Annotated in this window: 18 protein-coding genes and 2 tRNA genes; 12 read left to right on the top strand and 8 right to left on the bottom strand. The window is 73.5% G+C overall.

What is annotated here, in order from left to right:
- The first annotated feature begins 29 nt into the window (after positions 1-29).
- From EUS26_RS04760 to EUS26_RS04715, 10 genes are all read left to right on the top strand, one after another.
- A tRNA-Arg gene (locus EUS26_RS04760) sits at positions 30-102 on the top strand.
- Between the two features lie 92 nt (positions 103-194).
- Positions 195-539 carry an NADH-quinone oxidoreductase subunit A gene (locus EUS26_RS04755; protein WP_130012028.1) on the top strand — a complete coding sequence of 115 codons (345 nt, stop codon included), beginning with the start codon at positions 195-197 and terminating at the stop codon, positions 537-539.
- Positions 530-1,672, top strand: coding sequence for a hypothetical protein (locus EUS26_RS17285; RefSeq protein WP_130012027.1), 1,143 nt, complete (start codon positions 530-532; stop codon positions 1,670-1,672). The genes EUS26_RS04755 and EUS26_RS17285 overlap by 10 nt, the downstream gene beginning before the upstream one ends.
- Complete coding sequence (locus tag EUS26_RS04745) at positions 1,665-2,642, top strand: NADH-quinone oxidoreductase subunit H (protein ID WP_238148806.1); 978 nt, start codon at positions 1,665-1,667, stop codon at positions 2,640-2,642. Before EUS26_RS17285 ends, EUS26_RS04745 begins: the two co-directional genes overlap by 8 nt.
- Entirely contained in the window at positions 2,630-3,208 is a 579-nt protein-coding gene (locus EUS26_RS04740; protein WP_238148805.1) for an NADH-quinone oxidoreductase subunit J, read from the top strand. The genes EUS26_RS04745 and EUS26_RS04740 overlap by 13 nt, the downstream gene beginning before the upstream one ends.
- Entirely contained in the window at positions 3,205-3,507 is a 303-nt protein-coding gene (locus tag EUS26_RS04735; protein WP_130012026.1) for an NADH-quinone oxidoreductase subunit NuoK, read from the top strand. Before EUS26_RS04740 ends, EUS26_RS04735 begins: the two co-directional genes overlap by 4 nt.
- Complete coding sequence (locus EUS26_RS04730; RefSeq protein WP_130012025.1) at positions 3,504-5,441, top strand: proton-conducting transporter transmembrane domain-containing protein; 1,938 nt, start codon at positions 3,504-3,506, stop codon at positions 5,439-5,441. Before EUS26_RS04735 ends, EUS26_RS04730 begins: the two co-directional genes overlap by 4 nt.
- A complete protein-coding gene (locus EUS26_RS04725; protein ID WP_238148804.1) occupies positions 5,438-6,934 on the top strand; it encodes a complex I subunit 4 family protein in 1,497 nt (498 codons plus the stop codon). The genes EUS26_RS04730 and EUS26_RS04725 overlap by 4 nt, the downstream gene beginning before the upstream one ends.
- 15 nt (positions 6,935-6,949) lie before the next feature.
- Entirely contained in the window at positions 6,950-8,350 is a 1,401-nt protein-coding gene (locus tag EUS26_RS04720) for an NADH-quinone oxidoreductase subunit N (RefSeq protein ID WP_202865051.1), read from the top strand.
- 71 nt (positions 8,351-8,421) lie between these two features.
- Positions 8,422-8,652, top strand: coding sequence for a hypothetical protein (locus tag EUS26_RS04715; RefSeq protein WP_130012023.1), 231 nt, complete (start codon positions 8,422-8,424; stop codon positions 8,650-8,652).
- A gap of 14 nt (positions 8,653-8,666) precedes the next feature.
- Here the strand turns inward: EUS26_RS04715 and EUS26_RS04710 are convergent, their stop codons facing one another.
- Positions 8,667-9,905, bottom strand: coding sequence for a PrsW family intramembrane metalloprotease (locus tag EUS26_RS04710; RefSeq protein ID WP_130012022.1), 1,239 nt, complete (start codon positions 9,903-9,905; stop codon positions 8,667-8,669).
- 44 nt (positions 9,906-9,949) lie between these two features.
- On the opposite strand from EUS26_RS04710, the gene orn reads away from it, so the two are divergent.
- Entirely contained in the window at positions 9,950-10,573 is a 624-nt protein-coding gene (gene orn / locus EUS26_RS04705) for an oligoribonuclease (protein WP_130012021.1), read from the top strand.
- 138 nt (positions 10,574-10,711) lie between these two features.
- On the opposite strand, the gene EUS26_RS04700 is transcribed toward orn, so the two are convergent.
- Positions 10,712-10,784: transfer RNA gene (locus tag EUS26_RS04700), tRNA-His, on the bottom strand.
- Between the two features lie 136 nt (positions 10,785-10,920).
- On the bottom strand, positions 10,921-11,985 hold the full coding sequence (locus EUS26_RS04695; protein ID WP_238148803.1) for a YihY/virulence factor BrkB family protein: 1,065 nt from the start codon (positions 11,983-11,985) through the stop codon (positions 10,921-10,923).
- Between the two features lie 364 nt (positions 11,986-12,349).
- Between EUS26_RS04695 and EUS26_RS04690 the strand changes: the two genes are divergently transcribed.
- Positions 12,350-13,186 carry a tyrosine-type recombinase/integrase gene (locus EUS26_RS04690; RefSeq protein WP_130012020.1) on the top strand — a complete coding sequence of 279 codons (837 nt, stop codon included), beginning with the start codon at positions 12,350-12,352 and terminating at the stop codon, positions 13,184-13,186.
- Here EUS26_RS04690 and EUS26_RS04685 read toward each other — a convergent pair.
- The 5 genes from EUS26_RS04685 to EUS26_RS04665 all read right to left on the bottom strand — a co-directional run bounded on the left by EUS26_RS04685 (position 13,183) and on the right by EUS26_RS04665 (position 17,600).
- Complete coding sequence (locus EUS26_RS04685) at positions 13,183-13,767, bottom strand: hypothetical protein (RefSeq protein WP_130012019.1); 585 nt, start codon at positions 13,765-13,767, stop codon at positions 13,183-13,185. The genes EUS26_RS04690 and EUS26_RS04685 overlap by 4 nt on opposite strands.
- A gap of 98 nt (positions 13,768-13,865) precedes the next feature.
- Entirely contained in the window at positions 13,866-14,123 is a 258-nt protein-coding gene (locus EUS26_RS04680; protein ID WP_130012018.1) for a hypothetical protein, read from the bottom strand.
- A gap of 14 nt (positions 14,124-14,137) precedes the next feature.
- Entirely contained in the window at positions 14,138-14,470 is a 333-nt protein-coding gene (locus tag EUS26_RS04675) for a hypothetical protein (RefSeq protein ID WP_130012017.1), read from the bottom strand.
- Between the two features lie 104 nt (positions 14,471-14,574).
- The gene (locus EUS26_RS04670) at positions 14,575-16,452 is read right to left on the bottom strand and encodes a peptidoglycan recognition protein family protein (protein WP_130012016.1); all 1,878 of its coding nucleotides are present in this window, start codon (positions 16,450-16,452) and stop codon (positions 14,575-14,577) included.
- 71 nt (positions 16,453-16,523) lie between these two features.
- Entirely contained in the window at positions 16,524-17,600 is a 1,077-nt protein-coding gene (locus EUS26_RS04665; RefSeq protein WP_130012015.1) for a FliH/SctL family protein, read from the bottom strand.
- Positions 17,601-17,610: the final 10 nt, after the last annotated feature.

Below are 17,610 nucleotides of genomic sequence, written 5' to 3'. Positions count from 1 at the left end.
GGAGCCAGCACCTAGACTGGGAGGCCGTGGCCCCCGTAGCTCAATGGATAGAGCACCGGCCTTCTAATCCGTAGGTTGCAGGTTCGAGTCCTGCCGGGGGCGCCTCGTGGCCCGGGACGGGTGGGGCCGGTGGGGCTGCGCCGGGCGGACGTTGCTGCCACCATGGGCCGGTCGTCGCGACCGGAAGGAGCCCCATGTATGCCGGTGTGGCCCTGGTGGCCGTCGTCGCCGTCCTGAGCATCCTCGGCATGTATGCGCTGCACCGGGCCACCGCGGTGGTCGCCGACCCGCTGCACACGCTGCCGTTCGAGTCCGGCTGGGTCCCCCAGCAGCACGCCCTGTCCCGCTACCACGTGCGGTGGTACCTCGCGTCGCTGGTCTTCCTCGCCTTCGACGTCGAGATGCTGTTCATGTACCCCTGGGCGGTCGTCGTGGCCCAGGTCGGGTGGTCCGCCGTGGTCGAGATGTTCCTCTTCCTCGGGGCCCTGCTCGTCGCGGTCGTCTGGGCCTGGCGCGAGGGGGCGTTCCGGTGGGTCTGAGGGAGGTCCTGGCCCGGTCGGCGGCCCGGCACGCGCACGTCCTCGTCGTCGAGGTGCCCGGGTGGGACGGGCTCCGCATGGCGACCGAGCGGGCGGTGCTCGAGCGGGGGTGGCGGCTCGCGTGGTCGCCGGCGGACGCGGACGTCCTGCTCGTCTGCGGGCCGCCTGGTCCGCGGCTCGCCGCGGCGGTGGACCTCGTGTGGGAGCAGCTGCCGGGCCCCCGGGTGCGGGTGGACGTGCTCGACCGCAGGGACCTGCCGGACGCCCTCGCCGGCGCCTGCGCGGGGCTGCTCGACGACGACCACCACCGGCGCGACCCACGCGCGCGCCACGGGGCGCAGGACCACGGCGGCCACGACGGTCCCGAGGACCACGACGGCCACGACGGCCACGCAGGCTCCGAGCACCACGGCGACCACGACAGCTCCGATGACCACGGCGGACACGACATGGAGATGTCCCCCGGGGGCATCCCACTCGCCGAGGGTGGCGATGACCGGGACGGGCTGGAGATGGACGTCCTGGCGGTCCGGCTCGGCCCCGTGCTGCCGCACTGGCCGGCAGGTCTGGTGCTGCACTGCTCCCTCCAGGGTGACGTCCTCACCGGCGCCCGCGCGGAGCTCCTCGGTGCGGAGCACGAGGACGGGGACGCGGCCGACCCGCGGACGCGGGCGCTGGACCGGGTGGTGTCCGTGCTGGCGCTCGCCGGCTGGGACGACGCCGCGGAGCGCGCACGGCGCGTCCGCGACGCGCCGGCGACCGGCGACGCCCGCCCGACCACCGCCGACCACCCGACGGCCTCCCCCGGGCTGGCGCGGCTGCGGCGACGGGTGCGCCGCTCCCGGATGCTGCGCTGGTCGTTGCGAGGGCTGGGGCCGCTGACCGCCGACGACGTCCGCCGTCTCGGGCTCCCGGAGGATGCCGGGGGCGACGCCTACGACCGGCTGCTGCACCTGCTGGACGACGTCGACGAGCCGGCGCCGCCCGGAGGTCGCCAGGCCGTGCCGGTCGACGCCCTGGCGGACCCGGTCGTCGGTCTCGACCTCGCGGCCGCGCGGCTGGTGCTGGCCGGTCTCGACCTCGGCGGGCTGAGCGCCGCACCGGCACCGCGCCCGGAGGCGACCCGTGGGTGAGCCGCTCCTGACCTCGCTCCCTGCAGCCGCAGGCCCGGCGGTCGTCACCGTGGCGCCCGCCTGGGCGGTCGCCGTGGTCGCCGTGCTCGGAGCCCTGGCCCTGGCCGCAGCCGCCCTCGACGGGGTGCTGTCCGCGCGCTCCGCATCAGCGGGTGGTGCCCTGGGCGCAGCCGGCCGGCCCCTGGGTGAGGCGTCCCGGCTGCTGCGGCAGCGTCGCCGCACCACCGTGCAGGCCGACACCCTGCTCTGGCGCACCGGCGGGGCGGGGCTGCTCGTCGCGGCGGCCCTCATGCTCGCCGTGGTGCCGCTGGGGCGGTGGACGGTCGCCGACCTGGCCGTGGGCGTCGTGTGGTTCAACGCCATGGACGTCATGGTCTGGGCCCTGGTGTGGCTGGTCGGCTGGGGCGCCAACTCGGCGCACGCGCTGGTCGGCGGCTACCGGTTCCTGGCCCACGGCCTGGGCTACGAGCTGCCGCTGATGTTCGCCCTCGTCGCCCCGGCGATCGCCGCGGGCAGCCTGAACGTGGGCGCCGTCGCCGCCGCCCAGGACGGGCTGTGGTTCGCGGCCTGGATGCCGGTCGCGTTCCTCGTCTACCTGCTGGGCGTGGCGGGCTTCTCGGTGTGGGGCCCGTTCGCCCCGGCGCTGGGCACCGACGTCGCCGGTGGCGTGCGGGCCGAGCTGTCGGGGGTGGACCGCCTGGTGCTCGAGACGGGGCGGTACGCCCTGCTCGCGGCCGGCGCGGCCTTCGCCGTGCCGATGTTCCTCGGCGGCGGGGCTGGGCCGCTGCTCCCCGACTGGGCCTGGACGCTGGTCAAGACCCTGGCCGTGCTGGCGCTGCTGGTCTGGGCGCGTCGGCGGCTCCCCGCCCTGCGCCCCGACCTGTTCATGGAGATCGGCTGGCTCGTGCTGCTCCCCGCGGCGCTGGTGCAGGACCTGCTCGTCGCCGTCGTCACGGTATGGAGGTCCTGACCGTGCTCGTCGACATCGCCTTCGTGGCGCTCGGGGTCGTGGCGGTCCTCAGCGGCGCCGCCGTCTTCGTCGTGGACTCGATGGCCCGCGCCACCTACGCCCTCGCCGTGTCCTTCGTCGCGGTCGGTGTGCAGGTGCTCTTCCTGCAGCAGAGCTACGTCGGGGTGGTCGTCATCCTCATGATGGTCATGGAGATGGCGGTCATGGCCGTCTACATGGTGATGTTCATGGGGATGAACCCGGCCCTCATGCCGATGAGCATGGTCCACAGCAACCGGACCGCCGTGGCGACCGCGGTCCTCACCTTCCTCCTCCTGGCGGCCGGCATCCTCGTCGTGGACTGGCCCGCCCGCCGGGGCAGCCCCCCACCCGAGGTCACGGAAGCCCTCGGCGAGGCCCTCATGGGCCCGCAGATGCTCGTCATGGCCGTCATCAGCCCGGTCATGGTGGCCACCATCGTGGCCGGGGTGGTGCTGGCCGCGCCGCGCACGCGCTACGACCGGTTCGGCGACGACCTGCGGCAGCGCCCCCCGGACGACCCGCAGCCCGGAGGAGTGGGCCGATGACCCTCGAGGCGGCGCTGCTCATCAGCGCGGCGATCTTCTCCGTCGGGCTCTACGGCGCGATCTCCCAGCAGGTGGTGGTCATGGTCATGATGGGCCTGGAGCTGATGATCAACGCCGTGATCCTGGCGGCGGCCGCGTGCTGGTGGTTCCTGGCCCCCGGCCCCACCGGGCAGGTCCTGCTCATGGTCGTCATCGCCGCCATGACCCTGGAGATGGCCATGGGGTTCGCCGTCGCCGTGCTGCTGCACCGGGCCCGGCAGACCGACATGACCGACATGGCGACGGACCTGTCCCGATGAGCCACGGCAGCGCCCAGACCGCCCTGTGGCTCCTCGTCCTGCTCCCCGCGCTCGTCGGAGCGCTCCTGGTCGTCATGCGCCCGGAGCGGGTCGCCGTGCCCGTCTCCCTGATCACCGCGGCGCTGACCGCCGTCCTGGCTCTCCTCGTGGCGATCAGCGGGCCGCAGGTGTCGGTGCCGTTCATGGCCGGCACCGACCTCGCCCTCGGCGTCGACGCCCTGTCGGCGCTGGTCGTCCCGACCGTCGCGGTCGTCACCCTGCTCGTGCTGGTCTTCTCGGCCGGCGAGATCGGGCAGTCGCGGGCGCGCTTCTACGGGCTCATGCTGCTGTTCGCCTCGGGCGCCCTGCTGACCGCCACCGCGCAGACCCTGCCGGGCCTCCTCCTGGCCTGGGAGGTCATGGGCGCCACGTCGTTCGCGCTCATCGGCTTCTGGTGGCGCGAGCAGCACCGGGTCTCCGCCGGCACGACGGCGTTCCTCGTGACCCGGGCCGCGGACGTCGGCCTCTACCTGGCCGCCGGGGCGGCCCTCGCCGGGGGCGGTGGACTGGCGCTGGCCGACCTGCCCGCCGCGAGCGAGGGGTGGCGGCACGTGCTGGCGGCCGGGGTGCTCGTCGCCGCCCTCGGCAAGGCCGCCCAGCTGCCGTTCTCGTTCTGGCTGTCCCGGGCGATGGAGGGCCCCAGCCCGGTCAGCGCGCTGCTGCACTCGGCCGCCATGGTGGCCATGGGCGGCTACCTGCTGTTGCGCACCGAGCCGCTGCTCGCCGCCACGGGGTGGGCCGGTCCGACCGCCGCCTGGGTCGGAGCCACGACCGCGCTGCTGCTGGGCGCCGTGGCGCTGGCCCAGCAGGACCTCAAGCAGCTCCTGGCGGCCTCCACCGCGGCCCAGCTGGGCTTCGTCGTCATGGGCGCGGGGCTGGGCGCCGTCGGCGGTGGGGCGGCGCACCTCGTGGCGCACGCCTCGACCAAGGCGCTGCTCTTCCTCGCCGCCGGGGCCTGGCTGAGCGCCCTGGGCACCAAGCAGCTGACCGGGCTGCGCGGGGCCGCCCGGCGCTGGCCGCTGGTGGGCGTGGCGAGCGCCGTGGGGGCCCTCTCCCTCGCGGGCGTGGCTCCCCTGGCCCTGTGGGCGACCAAGGACGCGGTGCTGGCCGTGGCGCTGGCCCGGTCGCCGTGGCTGTATGCCGTGGGCCTGGCCGCGGCAGCCCTGTCCGCCGCCTACTCGGGCCGGATCCTGCTCACCGTCTGGGCACGGGTGCCCGCGGCGGACCGTGCACGGGTGGTCCAGCATCTGGACGAGGAGCAGGAGGGCACCCGGCACGTCGGCCGGCTGGAGACCCTGCCGCTGCTGCCGCTCGCTCTCGGGGCGCTGACCCTGGGCCTGCTCGCGCTGCCCCCGGTGGGTGACGTCCTCGCCCGGTCCCTCTTGGAGCAGCCCGGGCACCCCGGTCTGGCGGAGATGGGGGTGTCGGCGGCCCTCGCCCTCGCGGTGCTCGCGCTCGTCCGGTGGCGTCCCGCTCCCCGTCCCGGGTGGGTTCGGCACTGGCTGGGTCTGGAGACGGCCGTCCGGGCCGTGGTCGTCGGCCCCACGCTGGCGCTGGCCCGGGCCCTGGCGTCCTTCGACGACCGGGTGCTGGACCGTGCCGTGGGGGCGGCCGCGGCCGGTGCCGTCGGCGTGGCACGCAGGGCGGCGACGTTCGACGACCGGGTGCTCGACGGCGCCGTCGGGTCCGGCTCCCGCGCGACCGCGCGGCTCGCCCGGGTCGCCGCCCGGGCCGACGAGCGAGGGGTCGACGGCGCGGTCGAGGGACTCGCCGCCCGCGTCCGCCGGCTCGGTCAGGTGGCGCGGCGTCCCCAGAGCGGACAGCTGCACCACTACTACGTCCAGGCCGTCGCGGTCCTCGCGGTCGGCGTCCTGCTCCTGCTCTCGGTGAGGTGACCGTGCTCAGTCTGATCATCGTCCTGCCCCTGCTCGCCGCGGTGGCCCTGGTCGCGGTCCCGCGGCTGGGTGACGGTGCCGCGCGGTGGGTCTGGGTCGTGGTCACGGCCGTCGACCTGGCCCTCGTGGCCGCCCTGTGGCTGGCCTACGAGCCACCGGGGCCGGGCCGGCTGGCCTTCGAGGAGCAGGTGCCGTGGATCCCGGGGGTCGACAGCAGCTACCACGTGGGGGTCGACGGGCTGTCGCTGCCGCTCATGGCGATGACGACGGTGGTGTTCCTGGCCTGTGCCGTCTTCGCCCTCCGCGACGAGGACCGGCCCCGGACCCGGGCGGCGCTCTTCCTCTTCCTGCAGAGCGTCAGCCTGGGGCTGTTCGCCGCCGCCGACCTCATCCTGTTCTTCCTCTTCTTCGACCTGTCCATCGTCGGGATGTACTTCGTCATCGCCGGGTGGGGCCACGGGGACCGGGGCCGGTCGGCGCTGAAGTTCTTCCTCTACACCTTCCTGGGCTCGCTGGCCCTGCTCGCCGGCTTCATCGGTCTCTACGTCGCGGCCGAGCCGCACACCTTCGACATGGTGGAGCTGGCCCGGCAGACCCCGCTCGACGGGTCGCCCACGGCCGGTGGCCTGGTGCTCGCGGCCATCCTGCTGGGGCTGGCGGTCAAGACGCCGACGGTGCCGTTCCACACCTGGCTGCCCCCCGCGCACACCGACGCCCCCGCGGTCGGGTCGGCCGTCCTGGCCGGTGTGCTGCTCAAGATGGGCACCTACGGCTTCGTCCGGATCGCGATGCCGATGCTCCCCGAGGCCTGGCGCGCCTGGGCCTGGGTGGTCGTCGTGGTCGGCGTCGTCTCGGTCGTCTACGGCGCGCTCGTCGCGCTCGCCCAGACCGACCTCAAGCGGATGATCGCCTACACCTCGGTCAACCACATGGGGTATGTCGTCCTGGCCGTCGGTGCCGCCGGGATCGTCGCCGAGGGCAGCGAGCAGGCGCGGTCGGTGGCGGTCACCGGCGCCGTGACCCAGATGGTGAGCCACGGCATCGTCACCGCCGCCCTGTTCCTCATGGCGGGGGTGGTCTGGGACCGCGCAGGCACCTACGACCTGGGCTCCTTCGGCGGGCTGGCCGGCACCGCACCGCGCCTGGCCACGCTCTTCGCCGTCGGTGCGTTCGCCTCGCTCGGGCTGCCCGGCCTGTCCGGCTTCATCGCCGAGTTCCAGATCTTCGCCGGCAGCATCGCTGTCGCCCCGGTGACGGCGGTCGCGCTGGTCGGCATCCTCATCACCGCGGCGCTGTTCCTGCGGGCGCTGCAGCGTCTCTTCACCGGACCCACCCGTGGCGCCTCGCGGGGCTTCGGCGACCTGCGTGCCGCCGAGCTCTGGGCGGTCGCGCCGCTGCTCGGCCTCTCGCTGCTCATCGGGGTGCTGCCCCGCCCGCTGCTCGGAGTGGTCGAGCCCGCCGCGGAGGTCGTCGTGCAGCTCGTCGGGAGGTAGGCGGAGGTGGACTCCATGGCGATGCGACCGGCCCTGCTCCTGCCGGAGATCGTGCTCTTCCTCGGCGCCCTCGCCGCCCTGCTCGGTGGGTCGTTCCTGCCCCGCACGCGGCAGTGGGTCACCCGGGTCGTCGCCGCGGCCGCCCTGGTGCTCGCCGCTGCGATGGCCGCCGTCGCCCTGGCCGGCCCGACGGCGGTGGCCATGGAGGGCAGCTTCACCGTGGACCCGACCACCGGGGTGGCCCGCCTGGTCGCCACCCTGGGCGCCCTGGTGGTGCTGGCGCTGGCGGCGGACGAGATCGACGGCAGCCCGCGGGAGAGCGAGACCTACGCGCTGCTGCTCCTGTCCACGACCGGCACGCTGGTCCTCGCCGGCGCCGACGACCTGCTCGTCGTCGCTGTCGGGTTCCTGCTGACCAGCGTCCCCCTCTACGGCCTCATCGGGATCAGCGGGACCGCCGTGGCGGCCGAGGCGGCGATGAAGACCTACCTGCTCGGTGCCCTTTTCGGCATCCTGCTGCTGGCCGGGGTCACGCTGCTCTACGGCGTGTCCGGCACGACGTCGTACGTCGGGCTGGCCGACCCGCTCGCCGCCGCGCCTCGTGCGGTGGTCGCCGCCGGTGTCGTGGGGGTCCTGGGCGGGTTGCTGTTCAAGGCCGGTGGCGTCCCTGCGCACTTCTGGGTCCCCGACGCCGCGCAGGGCGCCGGCGGCGCCGTCGCGGCGTTCCTCACGACGGTGCCGAAGATCGGGGCGGTCGTGGCCGCATACCGACTCGTGGGCGCCCTGCCCGACACCCTGGCGTGGCCGCTGCTCGTCGGCGTGCTGGCCGTCGCCAGCATGACGGTGGGCAACCTCGCCGCCTACGCCCAGACCGACCCGCGGCGCCTGCTCGGCTGGTCCACCGTCAGCCAGGTGGGCTACCTGCTCGTGCCCGTCGCGGTGGCGGGCCGCAGCGACCTGGCGCTGCCGTCCCTGCTGCTCTACCTCGCCGGCTACACGGTCACCAACCTGGCGGCCTTCGCCGTCACCACCGCGTTCCCGCGGCGCCGCGAGCTGTCCGCCTACCGTGGGGTGGGCAGGCGCTTCCCGTGGCTCGCCGCGGCGCTGGTCGTGGCGCTGCTCGGGCTGGTCGGGACCCCGCCCACCGCGGTCTTCGTCGGCAAGCTCACCACCACGGCCGCCGCCTGGGACGCCGGTGACGCGTGGCTCGCCGTGCTCGTGCTGCTCAACACCCTGGCCAGCCTCTTCTACTACCTGCGGTGGATCGCCCCGCTCTACGCCCGCCCGACGGCCGAGCACCCGGAGGACGGCGATCCGCCCGCGCCCTGGTCACGGTGGACCGCCGTCGCGACCGCCGGCCTGAGCGTGCTGCTGGGCCTGGGTGCCGGAGTGCTGTGGGCGGTCTTCTCGGCCTGAGCGGCCGGGGGTCCGGTCGTGACCTGCAGGCCCGAGTCGCCCCCGGCGACGTCATCGGGGAGTCTGGTGCCATGAGCAAGCACACCCTGACCATCACCCTGGACGCCGACATCACCGACGAGGACGCCCTCGTCGAGTCGGTCGAGCAGGACACCCCCGAGGACTCCCTGTCCCCCCACGACATCCGCGAGGAGGAGCGCGCCGCCTCCAGCCTGGTGGCCGGCGTCTCCAAGGCCCTCAAGGACCTGTCGGTCCCCGGCGTCGAGATCAGCCAGCCCAAGGTCGAGGCCCGGGACGCCTGAGGTCGCAGGCAGGCTCAGGCCTGCGGCACGAACACCCTCCGGTGGGCTGTCACGGCCTGCAGGATCCGTTGCTCGCGGGCGAGCCACACGGCGTCCGGGCCGTCGTGGACGAGGTGCTTGCGCACCATCGCCAGCTCCCCGCTCTCGTCCTGGAAGGCCTCCATGGCCCGCTCGGCCTGCCGCCCACCCACACCACGCGCCCAGCGCCGGGCCCGCCGACGCTCGGCCGGGCTGGCGAGCATCGCGACCTCGGCCGGGGTGAACCAGCCCGCCATGCCGTAGCCCGTCAGCGTGTCCCGCACGATCCGCGACTCGCGGTTGCGGGCCCAGTGCAGCAGCAGGAGGAAGCCGACGAACAGCGGGACCTGCACCAGCGCGAAGAGCACGAGGTAGTTCTGGGTGGAGGCCACCGCGCTGTAGTTGAACAGGGCGTGCAGGAACACCGCGCAGGCGAACCCCACCAGCACCACCCCGACCGAGCTGGCCCGGCGGCGGTGCGCGACGAGGCCCAGGGCCACACCGATGCAGACGGTGAACATCGGGTGGGCGAACGGGCTGACCAGGCAGCGCATGACGAAGATCCCGACCAGACCGACGGTGCCGGACTCGAGGTACATCTGCCCCAGGTAGATGATGTTCTCGACGAAGGCGAAACCGGCGGCGACGATCCCGGCATACACGATGCCGTCGATGACGCCGTTGAACTCGCGTCGCGCCACGAGGAAGATCAGCAGCACGCCCAGGCCCTTGAAGAACTCCTCGGTGAGCGGTGCCACGACGACCGCGCCCAGGACGAGGGGGTCGGCGTGCATCCCGGCGAAGAAGGCGACGCCCAGCTCGTTGAGCACCAGCGCCCCGAGCGTGGAGATGAGCGCCCCCCACAGGAAGGCGAACCACAGCAGCCGCGCGGGCTCCGCCTCCAGCCGGTCGACCCAGAGGAACAGGGGGATGACGATCCCCAGGGCGAGCGAGGCGCTCACCATCCCGAGGATCGCCGCCTGCAGACCGACCGCGGTCGTGACGACGAACGTCATGACCAGCGCGGCCAGGCCGAAGACGGTCACGACGGCGCTCCACAGCAGGATCCGGCGGATCACCGGGCGCCGGGTGGCGTTGGGTGTCGCGGGCACGGGCGAGGTCGGCGGGAAGGTCATGACCTGGTGCCAGTCGCCACCCCCTGCCGGGCCGTGCGGAGCCCGCTGACCTGCGGTGTCGGGCGGCGGGCTCGCGGGCGTCCGCGGCGGGGAGACCATGGGGCGAAGAGTACCGGGGACCCGGGGGCATACCCTTGACTGCCGTGAGTGGAGAACGCATCGTCTGGATCGACTGCGAGATGACGGGCCTGGACCTCGTCGCCGACGCGCTCGTGGAGGTGGCCTGCCTGGTCACCGACTCCGAGCTGACCGTGCTGGGCGAGGGGGTCGACGTCGTCGTCCGTCCGCCTGCCGAGGCGGTCGAGCAGATGGGCGACTTCGTCCGGGGGATGCACACCGAGTCGGGCCTGCTGCCGCTGCTGGACTCCGGGGTCACCCTGGAGGAGGCGCAGCGCCGGGTGCTCGACTACGTCCGCGAGCACGTCCCGGACGGCCGCAAGGCGCCGCTCGGCGGCAACACGGTGAGCACCGACCGGGCGTTCCTCGCGCGGGACATGCCGGAGCTGGACGCGCACCTGCACTACCGGATCGTCGACGTGTCGTCGATCAAGGAGCTCGCCAAGCGGTGGTTCCCCCGGGCGTACTACATGGCGCCGAGGAAGACCGGCGGCCACCGCGCGCTCGGCGACATCAAGGACAGCATCGCCGAGCTGCGCTACTACCGCGAGGCGGTCTTCCGCGAGCTCCCCGGCCTGGACAGCGACACCCTCAAGGAGATCGCCGCCCGGCACACCGCCACCGCGCCCGGCGCACCGGACGCGACGTAGGGCCGCACCGGACGCGTGCTCAGGCACCACCGGACGCGCGGCGGGGACGCACCGGACGCGTGCTCAGGCACCACCGGACGCGTGACGAGCACGACGAAGGGCCCCGGCACGATGCCGGGGCCCTTCGTCCTACCTCGGGGTGAGCGACGGGGTTTGAACCCGCGACCCTCGCGACCACAACGCGATGCTCTACCTGCTGAGCTACGCCCACCATGCCGCCCGGAGACCTCCGAGCAACGCCGTCCATCGTAGCGCCTCCCACCCGGTGCTCCGAAACCGCTGGCTCCGAGCGTCGGGACGTCGGCGGGCCGATGTCGGCCAGCCCGGGTATGCCGGGGCCGCGGCGCTCAGCGGCGCGCCGTCTCGCGACCCTCGAGCCCGGTCTCCTGGCCGTTGGCGCGCAGCTCGGCCGCCGCCTGCATCCGCACCTCGCGGGCCTCGCGGACGGCCTCGGCCTGCTTGGCCTCCTTCTTCTCCGTGCCGGCGACGTCGCGCGGCGGGAGGAGGATCTCCTGCTCGGCGGCCATCCCGGCGGCGAGCTCCCGGCCCCGCTCGATCTCCGCGTCCAGCTCGGCGCCGAGCACCAGCACGTTGTTGATGATGTAGATGAGCAGCAGCAGGATGATGACACCACCGATGGCGCCGTAGGTGCCGTTGTAGCTGTCCTGCCCGCCGAAGCCGGTGAGGTAGACGTAGAAGCCGGCCGCGGCGAGGATCGCGGTGAGCACGGCCAGCGCGGCACCCGGCGACAGCCAGCGGAAGGAGGGGTGGCGGACGTTCGGGGTCCCCCAGTAGAGCAGCCCCACGATGGTGACGAGGATGAGCAGGATCACCGGCCACTTGGCGATGTTCCACACCGTCGTGAAAGTCCCGGAGAGCCCGATGACCCCGAAGATGGCCTCGGAGACGGTTCCTGACAGGGTCACGGAGAAGATGATGAGCATGAGGCCGGCGATCAGGAGCAGCGTCAGGGCCAGGAGCCAGGGGCGCAGCTTCCAGACCGGGCGCCCCTCGTCGATCTCGTAGACCTTGTTCATCATCCGGCTGAACGCGTTGACGTAGTTGGAGGCCGACCACAGGGAGCCCAGCAGACCGACGACCAGGATGATGCCGCTGCCGCTGGACTCCGCCATGGAGCTGAGGTAGCCGTTGACCGTCGTGATGGTCTGCTCCTCCATCCCCAGCTGCCCGCCCAGCTCCTCCACCACCTGCTGGGTGCCCCCGCCCTGACCGAGGAAGCTCAGCAGCGTCGAGAGGGCCAGCACCATCGGTGCCAGCGACAGGATGGCGAAGTAGGTCAGCGCCGCCGCGAGGTCCGGGCCCCCGTCGTCGACGAACTCGGACACGGTCCGCTTGGCGACGGCCTTCCAGTCCATCGTCGCCACGGTCGACTTCCCCTCGTCTGTGCTCACGGCGTCAGTCTGGCACGCGGGTGCGACAGGGGCAGGGCGGAGCCGCCGGCGTCCGGACCTCGTGGGCGGCGCGGCTGCATGCCGCGCGGATCGTCCCCACCTCCCCGGGGGACGCGAACGGCGCCCTGGCCTGGGCCAGGACGCCGTGCGATGTGGTGCGCCCACAGGGACTCGAACCCCGAACCCGCTGGTTTGGGGTGTCCGCTGGTCAGGAGCTCGCCGAAGGCGTCGTGATGCCCCTTCCGAGCCGCGACGACCTCGCCGCGGCGTCCTAGACACCGGGTCGGGGGAAGTCACTGTGAGCAGTGCGAGGGGGGCGCGCTTCGGGGTGCACTTTGCCGATTCTTGGTGCAACGTTCAGGGGATGAGCGACGCCGAAGATGACGTCGAGTCTCAGCCGTTGCAGGCTCACCTGCGCGACTACCGCGCCTGGTTGCGAGCGGCAGATCGACCGAAGACGACCATTGATTTACGCATCTATCACGTGACCCGCCTCGCCCGTGACCACGCGCGGATCCACAGCCTCACCACGCCAGAGCTGATCGCGTGGCTGGCAGCGCACGACTGGTCGACCGAGACCCGCCGGTCCTACCGCGCGAGCCTCACCGGCTACTTCCGGTGGGCGCACGCGACCGGGAGGATCCATCAGGACCCGGCGGCCGCGCTGCCGCCCATCCGGCCACGGCCCGGGGTGCCACGGCCGGCCGGCGAGGACCGGATCGTCGATGCCATGCTCGCCGCCGAGCCGAGGGTGCGGCTCATGATCCTGCTCGGCGCGCAGGCAGGTCTGCGCCGTGGCGAGATCGCGCAGGTCCACTCGCGCGACGTTGTCCGCGACCTCGAGGGGTGGTCTCTGCGCGTGCACGGGAAGGGGCGCCGGAACAGGCAGGTGCCGCTGGTCGACGACCTCGCGCGCGCCCTGCTCGAGCTGCCGCCCGGGTGGGCGTTCCCCTCCCCCGTGCTCGCTGGCCAGCACCTCACCGCAGCGCACGTCGGGAAGTTGATCTCGGCCGCGCTCGGCCCTGGTCTCACGAGCCACCAGCTGCGGCACCGGTTCGCGACCCGCGCCTACGCGGTCGACCACGACCTGCTCACCGTGCAGCAGCTGCTCGGGCACGCGAAGCCCGAGACGACGATGATCTACACCCGGATCCCCGACGCGGCGAAGCGACGCACCGTCGTTGCGCTGTCCGCGGCCTAGGGGAAGGTGCAGTCGGGGAACGTCTCGGCGAGCACGTTCGCGCCCTCGAAGGTGAACGCGCCGGCGACGTAGTCCTCGCCGGTGCACGCGTTGAGCAGCAGCTCCGAGGACGCCAGCTGCCATGCCGCGTCGACCCCTGCGGGATCCGCCGGAACGAGGAACATCACGAGCCCGACCGTCGACGTCGCGCAGCCCGCGAGCGCCGTCCCCTCGACGAGCTCGACCTCGTCGTCGCACGAGCCACCTTCGGGCAGGTCGGTCGTCAGGTCGGGGTGCGTCTCACGGAACTGCGCCCGCAGCTCGGCGGCGCGGTCAGCCGGCGCCGCAGCGGGTTCGGGCGCGGACGGTTCCGGCTCGGTCTCGGGTGCGGTCGACGGCTCGGGCTCGGTCGTCTCGAGGTCCTCGGTCGTCTCCTCGGCCGGCTCGGTGGTGAGGTCCGGCTCGGTCGTCGTCGGGGCAGCGTCCGCGGCCGCGGCCGGCGACGTCGACGCCTCGGTGTCAGCCGGTTCGCTCGTCGACGTCGACGAGCAACCTCCCACCAGCAGCGCCCCGACCAGCAGTGCCCCTCGTGTGCTCATCATCCGAACGAGGGTAGCCCGGGACGCACGAAAGCGCCCCTCGCACGCCCCGAACAGGGGCGCGCGAGGGGCGCGTTCAGTGTCATGTGGGGGTGCGGCGGTCAGCCGTTCCACTGCACGACGGCACCGGCCTCCTGCGCGGGGGCGGCGGCGGCGGTCACGGCACCGCCGGCGAGGGCGATGAGCAGACCGGCGATGAGTCGACGGGTCTTCACGATGGGTTCACCCCCTCTCACGGTGGGGCGGTGCTCGGGGTGGATCCACCACGAGTAGGCGAAAGCTGCGAGGCACCACGTGCCGCCGGTCGCGGTGAACGCGCCCGCCGCGAGCGCGATGAGGTGCCCTCTGCGGGTGCTCACGAGCTCGAGGTGCGTCAGCGCCGGGGCGGGGTGGGCGCGAGCCACCCGAGGGCACGGAACCGCTCGAGCACGCGGGTGACCGACTGCAGCGCCATGAGGCGAGTTGCGAGCGCGGCGAGCGCGGCCGCGAAGGTGCCGATGCCGAGCAGCCACCCGCGGACGTGGTCGGGCAGGTACTGCCCGAGCTCGTCGTCGAGCAGGGGCATCACCTCGGGCAGCGCAAGGACGATCAGCAGCACGAACGGGACCCACGTCTGCACGAAGGTGCGGACGGCCGCGCGCCACGGGTGCGCGGTCTGCGTCGGGGTCGTCGGCTCCGGGGCGGGGGTGTGGGGGGTGGTGGACATGCGAGGTTCCTTCCTTGCCGGGTGGTGCGGGTGGTGGTTGCCGGGAGCGCAGGCGGGGGCGCGGGTCACGCACCCCCGCCCGGCTCCCGTCGCCGGGTGGGCGATCAGGGGCGGATGCCGTGCTTGCCGAGCGCGGCCCACGTGCGCGGCCCGACGACGCCGTCGCGGGTGAGACCCGAGCGGCGCTGGAACTCGAGCACCCACGCCTTCGTGCCGGGTCCGAAGACGCCGTCAGCGCCGCCCGAGCGCTTGATCGCGCCCGCGTAGGCGGGGAACACCCGCAGCGCGCCGGCCTGCAGCGCCTTCACCGCGGGTCCGCGCGAGCCCTGCTCGAGCACGGGCAGCGCCGGCGTCGAGGGGGCAGGCTTCGCCGGGGTCGGGCGAGGTGCCGGGTCGGGATCCTGGACCTTCGGGGCGGGACCGGTCAGGGTCCCCCCGTCGAGGTCGATGCTCGGCGCGGACGCCGCGGTGCGCAGCGACGCGGGACCGACGATGCCGTCGGGGGTGATCCCCCACGTCTTCTGCGCGAGCTTCGTCGCGAGGAACACCTGCGGCCCGAAGTCGCCGTCGACGTGCACCGGCAGACCCTTCGCGCGCAGCTGCCGCTGCCACGCCGTGACGGCGTCGCCCTGCTGACCGAAGACGAGCACCCCGCGCACCGGGACACCGGTGCGGCGGACGTGACGGACCGACAGCGGCGTCAGCGGCACGTCCTGCAGGTGCGCGTGGTCGACGTGGTCGCCAGTGCCCCGGTTCCACACCATCGGCAGACCGGGCAGCAGCGTCGACAGGCACAGCGTCTTCGCGTCGAGGTGGCCACGCTCGTGATCCGACACCGGGGCGCCCGAGGGCGGATCCATGCTGACGTCGATCGCGCGGCCGTCCCAATGCCGCGACGTCGACCCGTGGCCGTGCTTGCCCGGCCTGCACGCCCCCGAGCGGTGGTGCGAAGGCCCGCACGTGATCGGCACGCCCTCCTCGCGCAGCACCGCCTCGAGGTCACGCCAGAAGCCGTCGGTGCGGACCCGGGACATGCTCGGGTAGGCACGGGGGTACTTCGGCGCGACCGTCACCGGCCGCGACTCCTCCGGGGCGGGCGCCGGCGCCGGCGTCGGGTCGACCGGATCCGGTGCCGGGATCGGGGTCGGGTCCGGCAGTGAGCGCTGCAGGTCGAGCTCGGTCAGCTGCTCCCGGATCTCGAGCGCCGACTTCGGGCCGGCGATGCCGTCGACCTCGAGCGCGCGCGACTCCTGCCACGACCGGTGCTCGGTGTCCGTCGCCGGGCCCCAATCGCCGTCGACGACGAGCTCGTGCCCGGCCATGACCAGCGAGCGCTGGTGGGCGGCGACGTCGACGCCACGCGACCCGAGCTGCAGCCGGGTGCTCGGCAGCGGCATGTCCGCGACCCACGGTCCCTGCCCGCCGGCGCGTGCCTCGTCGACGTGCCGGCGGAACGTGGCCATGTCGAAGACCGGGTCGATCTTGCCGGCCGTCGACACCTCGGCGTGCGAGCGGACCCGCGAGGTCGGCACGTCGTAGTGCTCCGCGGCCGCGGCCGTGAGCAGCACGTAGCCGCCATACCTCGAGGGCAGCCAGGGCTCCCACAGCGACCCCGAGTGCTCGGCCTCGATGCCGAGCGCCGACCGGTTCCGCTGCCAGTCCTCGTGCACCGGGCCGGCGTGCCAGCAGATCCCCGCCGCGAAGACGAGCACCGTGCGACCCGACCGACCGAGCCCGAGCTGCGACAGCGGCCCCGGGGTCGACCCGTTGCCCTCGAGGATCGTGCGGCGCGTCGGGTAGTCACCCGTCGCCGCCGGCGACGAGCCCGTGTGGTGAGCGATCAGGCACTCGACCGAGTCGAGTCCGGGACCGCCATACGGCCCACCAGCAGGGGCGGCCGACCGGGTGCGCCACCCGGCCACCTCCTCGACCGTGAGCACGCCAGCGCGGCGCACAGCGTCCGCGAGATCCGTCAACATCATGAGAGCCCTCCTCGGGGCAGCAGCGAGCGCCCCGCAGCGGTGCGGGGGTCGCGGGATCGGGTGGGGGTGCCTCAGCCCTTGAGCGAGGCGGTGTAGGCGGCGAGCGCCTTCGGGCGCGGGTTGCGGGCGTCGAAGATGTCCGCGTCGATGTCGCCGTCCTTGGTGCGGGAGAAGTAGCACGCGCCAGCGACCCCGAGCCGGGCGAGCGTCGGGCGAAGGTCGGTCAGGAACTCGGCGACGGCGTCCTCGCCGTGCGTCAGGTCCTTGGCGTACTCCGCGAACCAGATCGGCTGCCCGTCGTAGGCAGGCTGCGAGCGCAGCCACTCGAGCTGCGGGGTGGCCATCTGCTCGAAGGTCGTCCCCGGGTCGTGGTGGGAGAAGACGTAGGGGTCGAGCATGATCGCGTCGGGGCGGTCGATCCCGGCGAGGATCTGCGCGATGTAGTCCCGGCGGGCGTACCCATACCAGTAGACGAACTGCACGTTCGGGCGGGTGACGCGGCGCTTGATCTCGGCATGCCACACGTTGAAGGCCCCGATGTAGTCCTCGGCCGTCGGGGACCACGAGTACGCCGGGTGCCGCGGGTTCGACTTCACGTCGTGCTCGTGGTCGAGGGTGATCTTCACCCACACGTCGGGGGACCCGAGCGCGTTGAGGGCGTCGATCACGTGGTCGAGCTGCTGCATCGCCGCCGGCGTGCGGTCGACGATGTTCCGGTGCGTGATCGTCCCGCCGGTCAGGGTCACGGTGATGAGGGCGCCGACGCCCCGGCTCAGGTAGTCGTCGACCGCCTGGACGTTGATCGTGCCGCCGGGTCGGCCCCACGCCTGCACGTACAGTGACGCGAAGTCGGGCAGCACGCCCGTCGCCTCGAGGTGCACCTCGAGCGGGCGCTCGTGCGGGTTGCCACGGTAGATGCCCAGCTGCACCCGCTCGGGCGCCGGCTGCTCGGGGTCGGGATCCGGGGTGGGACAGTCGGCCCGGCCGGCGGCATACCCCTCGGCATACCCGACCTCGTGACCGGCCGCGTAGCCCGCAGCGTGACCCTCGGTGAGCCCCTCGGCGCGGGCGGCCGTCGTGGCGTCGTTCCATGCGTTGCGCAGCAGCTCCTCGGCTGCCTCGCGCGCACTGTCGTAGGTGTGTTGCATGAGCCCTCCT

Origin of the sequence: Serinicoccus sediminis, from assembly GCF_004153545.1 — a bacterium.
GTDB lineage: Bacteria > Actinomycetota > Actinomycetes > Actinomycetales > Dermatophilaceae > Ornithinicoccus > Ornithinicoccus sediminis_A.
The sequence above is the reverse complement of the archived record's forward strand: the minus strand, read 5'-3'. Positions and strand labels throughout refer to the sequence as shown.

Excerpts from the sequence above, each read along its gene's own strand:
- EUS26_RS04675 (WP_130012017.1), bottom strand. The coding sequence starts at position 14,470 with ATGTCCACCACCCCCCACACCCCCGCCCCGGAGCCGACGACCCCGACG.
- EUS26_RS04735 (WP_130012026.1), top strand. The coding sequence starts at position 3,205 with ATGACCCTCGAGGCGGCGCTGCTCATCAGCGCGGCGATCTTCTCCGTC.
- EUS26_RS04690 (WP_130012020.1), top strand. The coding sequence starts at position 12,350 with ATGAGCGACGCCGAAGATGACGTCGAGTCTCAGCCGTTGCAGGCTCAC.
- EUS26_RS04685 (WP_130012019.1), bottom strand. The coding sequence starts at position 13,767 with ATGATGAGCACACGAGGGGCACTGCTGGTCGGGGCGCTGCTGGTGGGA.
- EUS26_RS04710 (WP_130012022.1), bottom strand. The coding sequence starts at position 9,905 with ATGGTCTCCCCGCCGCGGACGCCCGCGAGCCCGCCGCCCGACACCGCA.
- EUS26_RS04715 (WP_130012023.1), top strand. The coding sequence starts at position 8,422 with ATGAGCAAGCACACCCTGACCATCACCCTGGACGCCGACATCACCGAC.
- EUS26_RS04665 (WP_130012015.1), bottom strand. The coding sequence starts at position 17,600 with ATGCAACACACCTACGACAGTGCGCGCGAGGCAGCCGAGGAGCTGCTG.
- EUS26_RS04740 (WP_238148805.1), top strand. The coding sequence starts at position 2,630 with ATGGAGGTCCTGACCGTGCTCGTCGACATCGCCTTCGTGGCGCTCGGG.
- EUS26_RS04720 (WP_202865051.1), top strand. The coding sequence starts at position 6,950 with ATGGCGATGCGACCGGCCCTGCTCCTGCCGGAGATCGTGCTCTTCCTC.
- EUS26_RS04670 (WP_130012016.1), bottom strand. The coding sequence starts at position 16,452 with ATGATGTTGACGGATCTCGCGGACGCTGTGCGCCGCGCTGGCGTGCTC.
- EUS26_RS04755 (WP_130012028.1), top strand. The coding sequence starts at position 195 with ATGTATGCCGGTGTGGCCCTGGTGGCCGTCGTCGCCGTCCTGAGCATC.
- EUS26_RS04730 (WP_130012025.1), top strand. The coding sequence starts at position 3,504 with ATGAGCCACGGCAGCGCCCAGACCGCCCTGTGGCTCCTCGTCCTGCTC.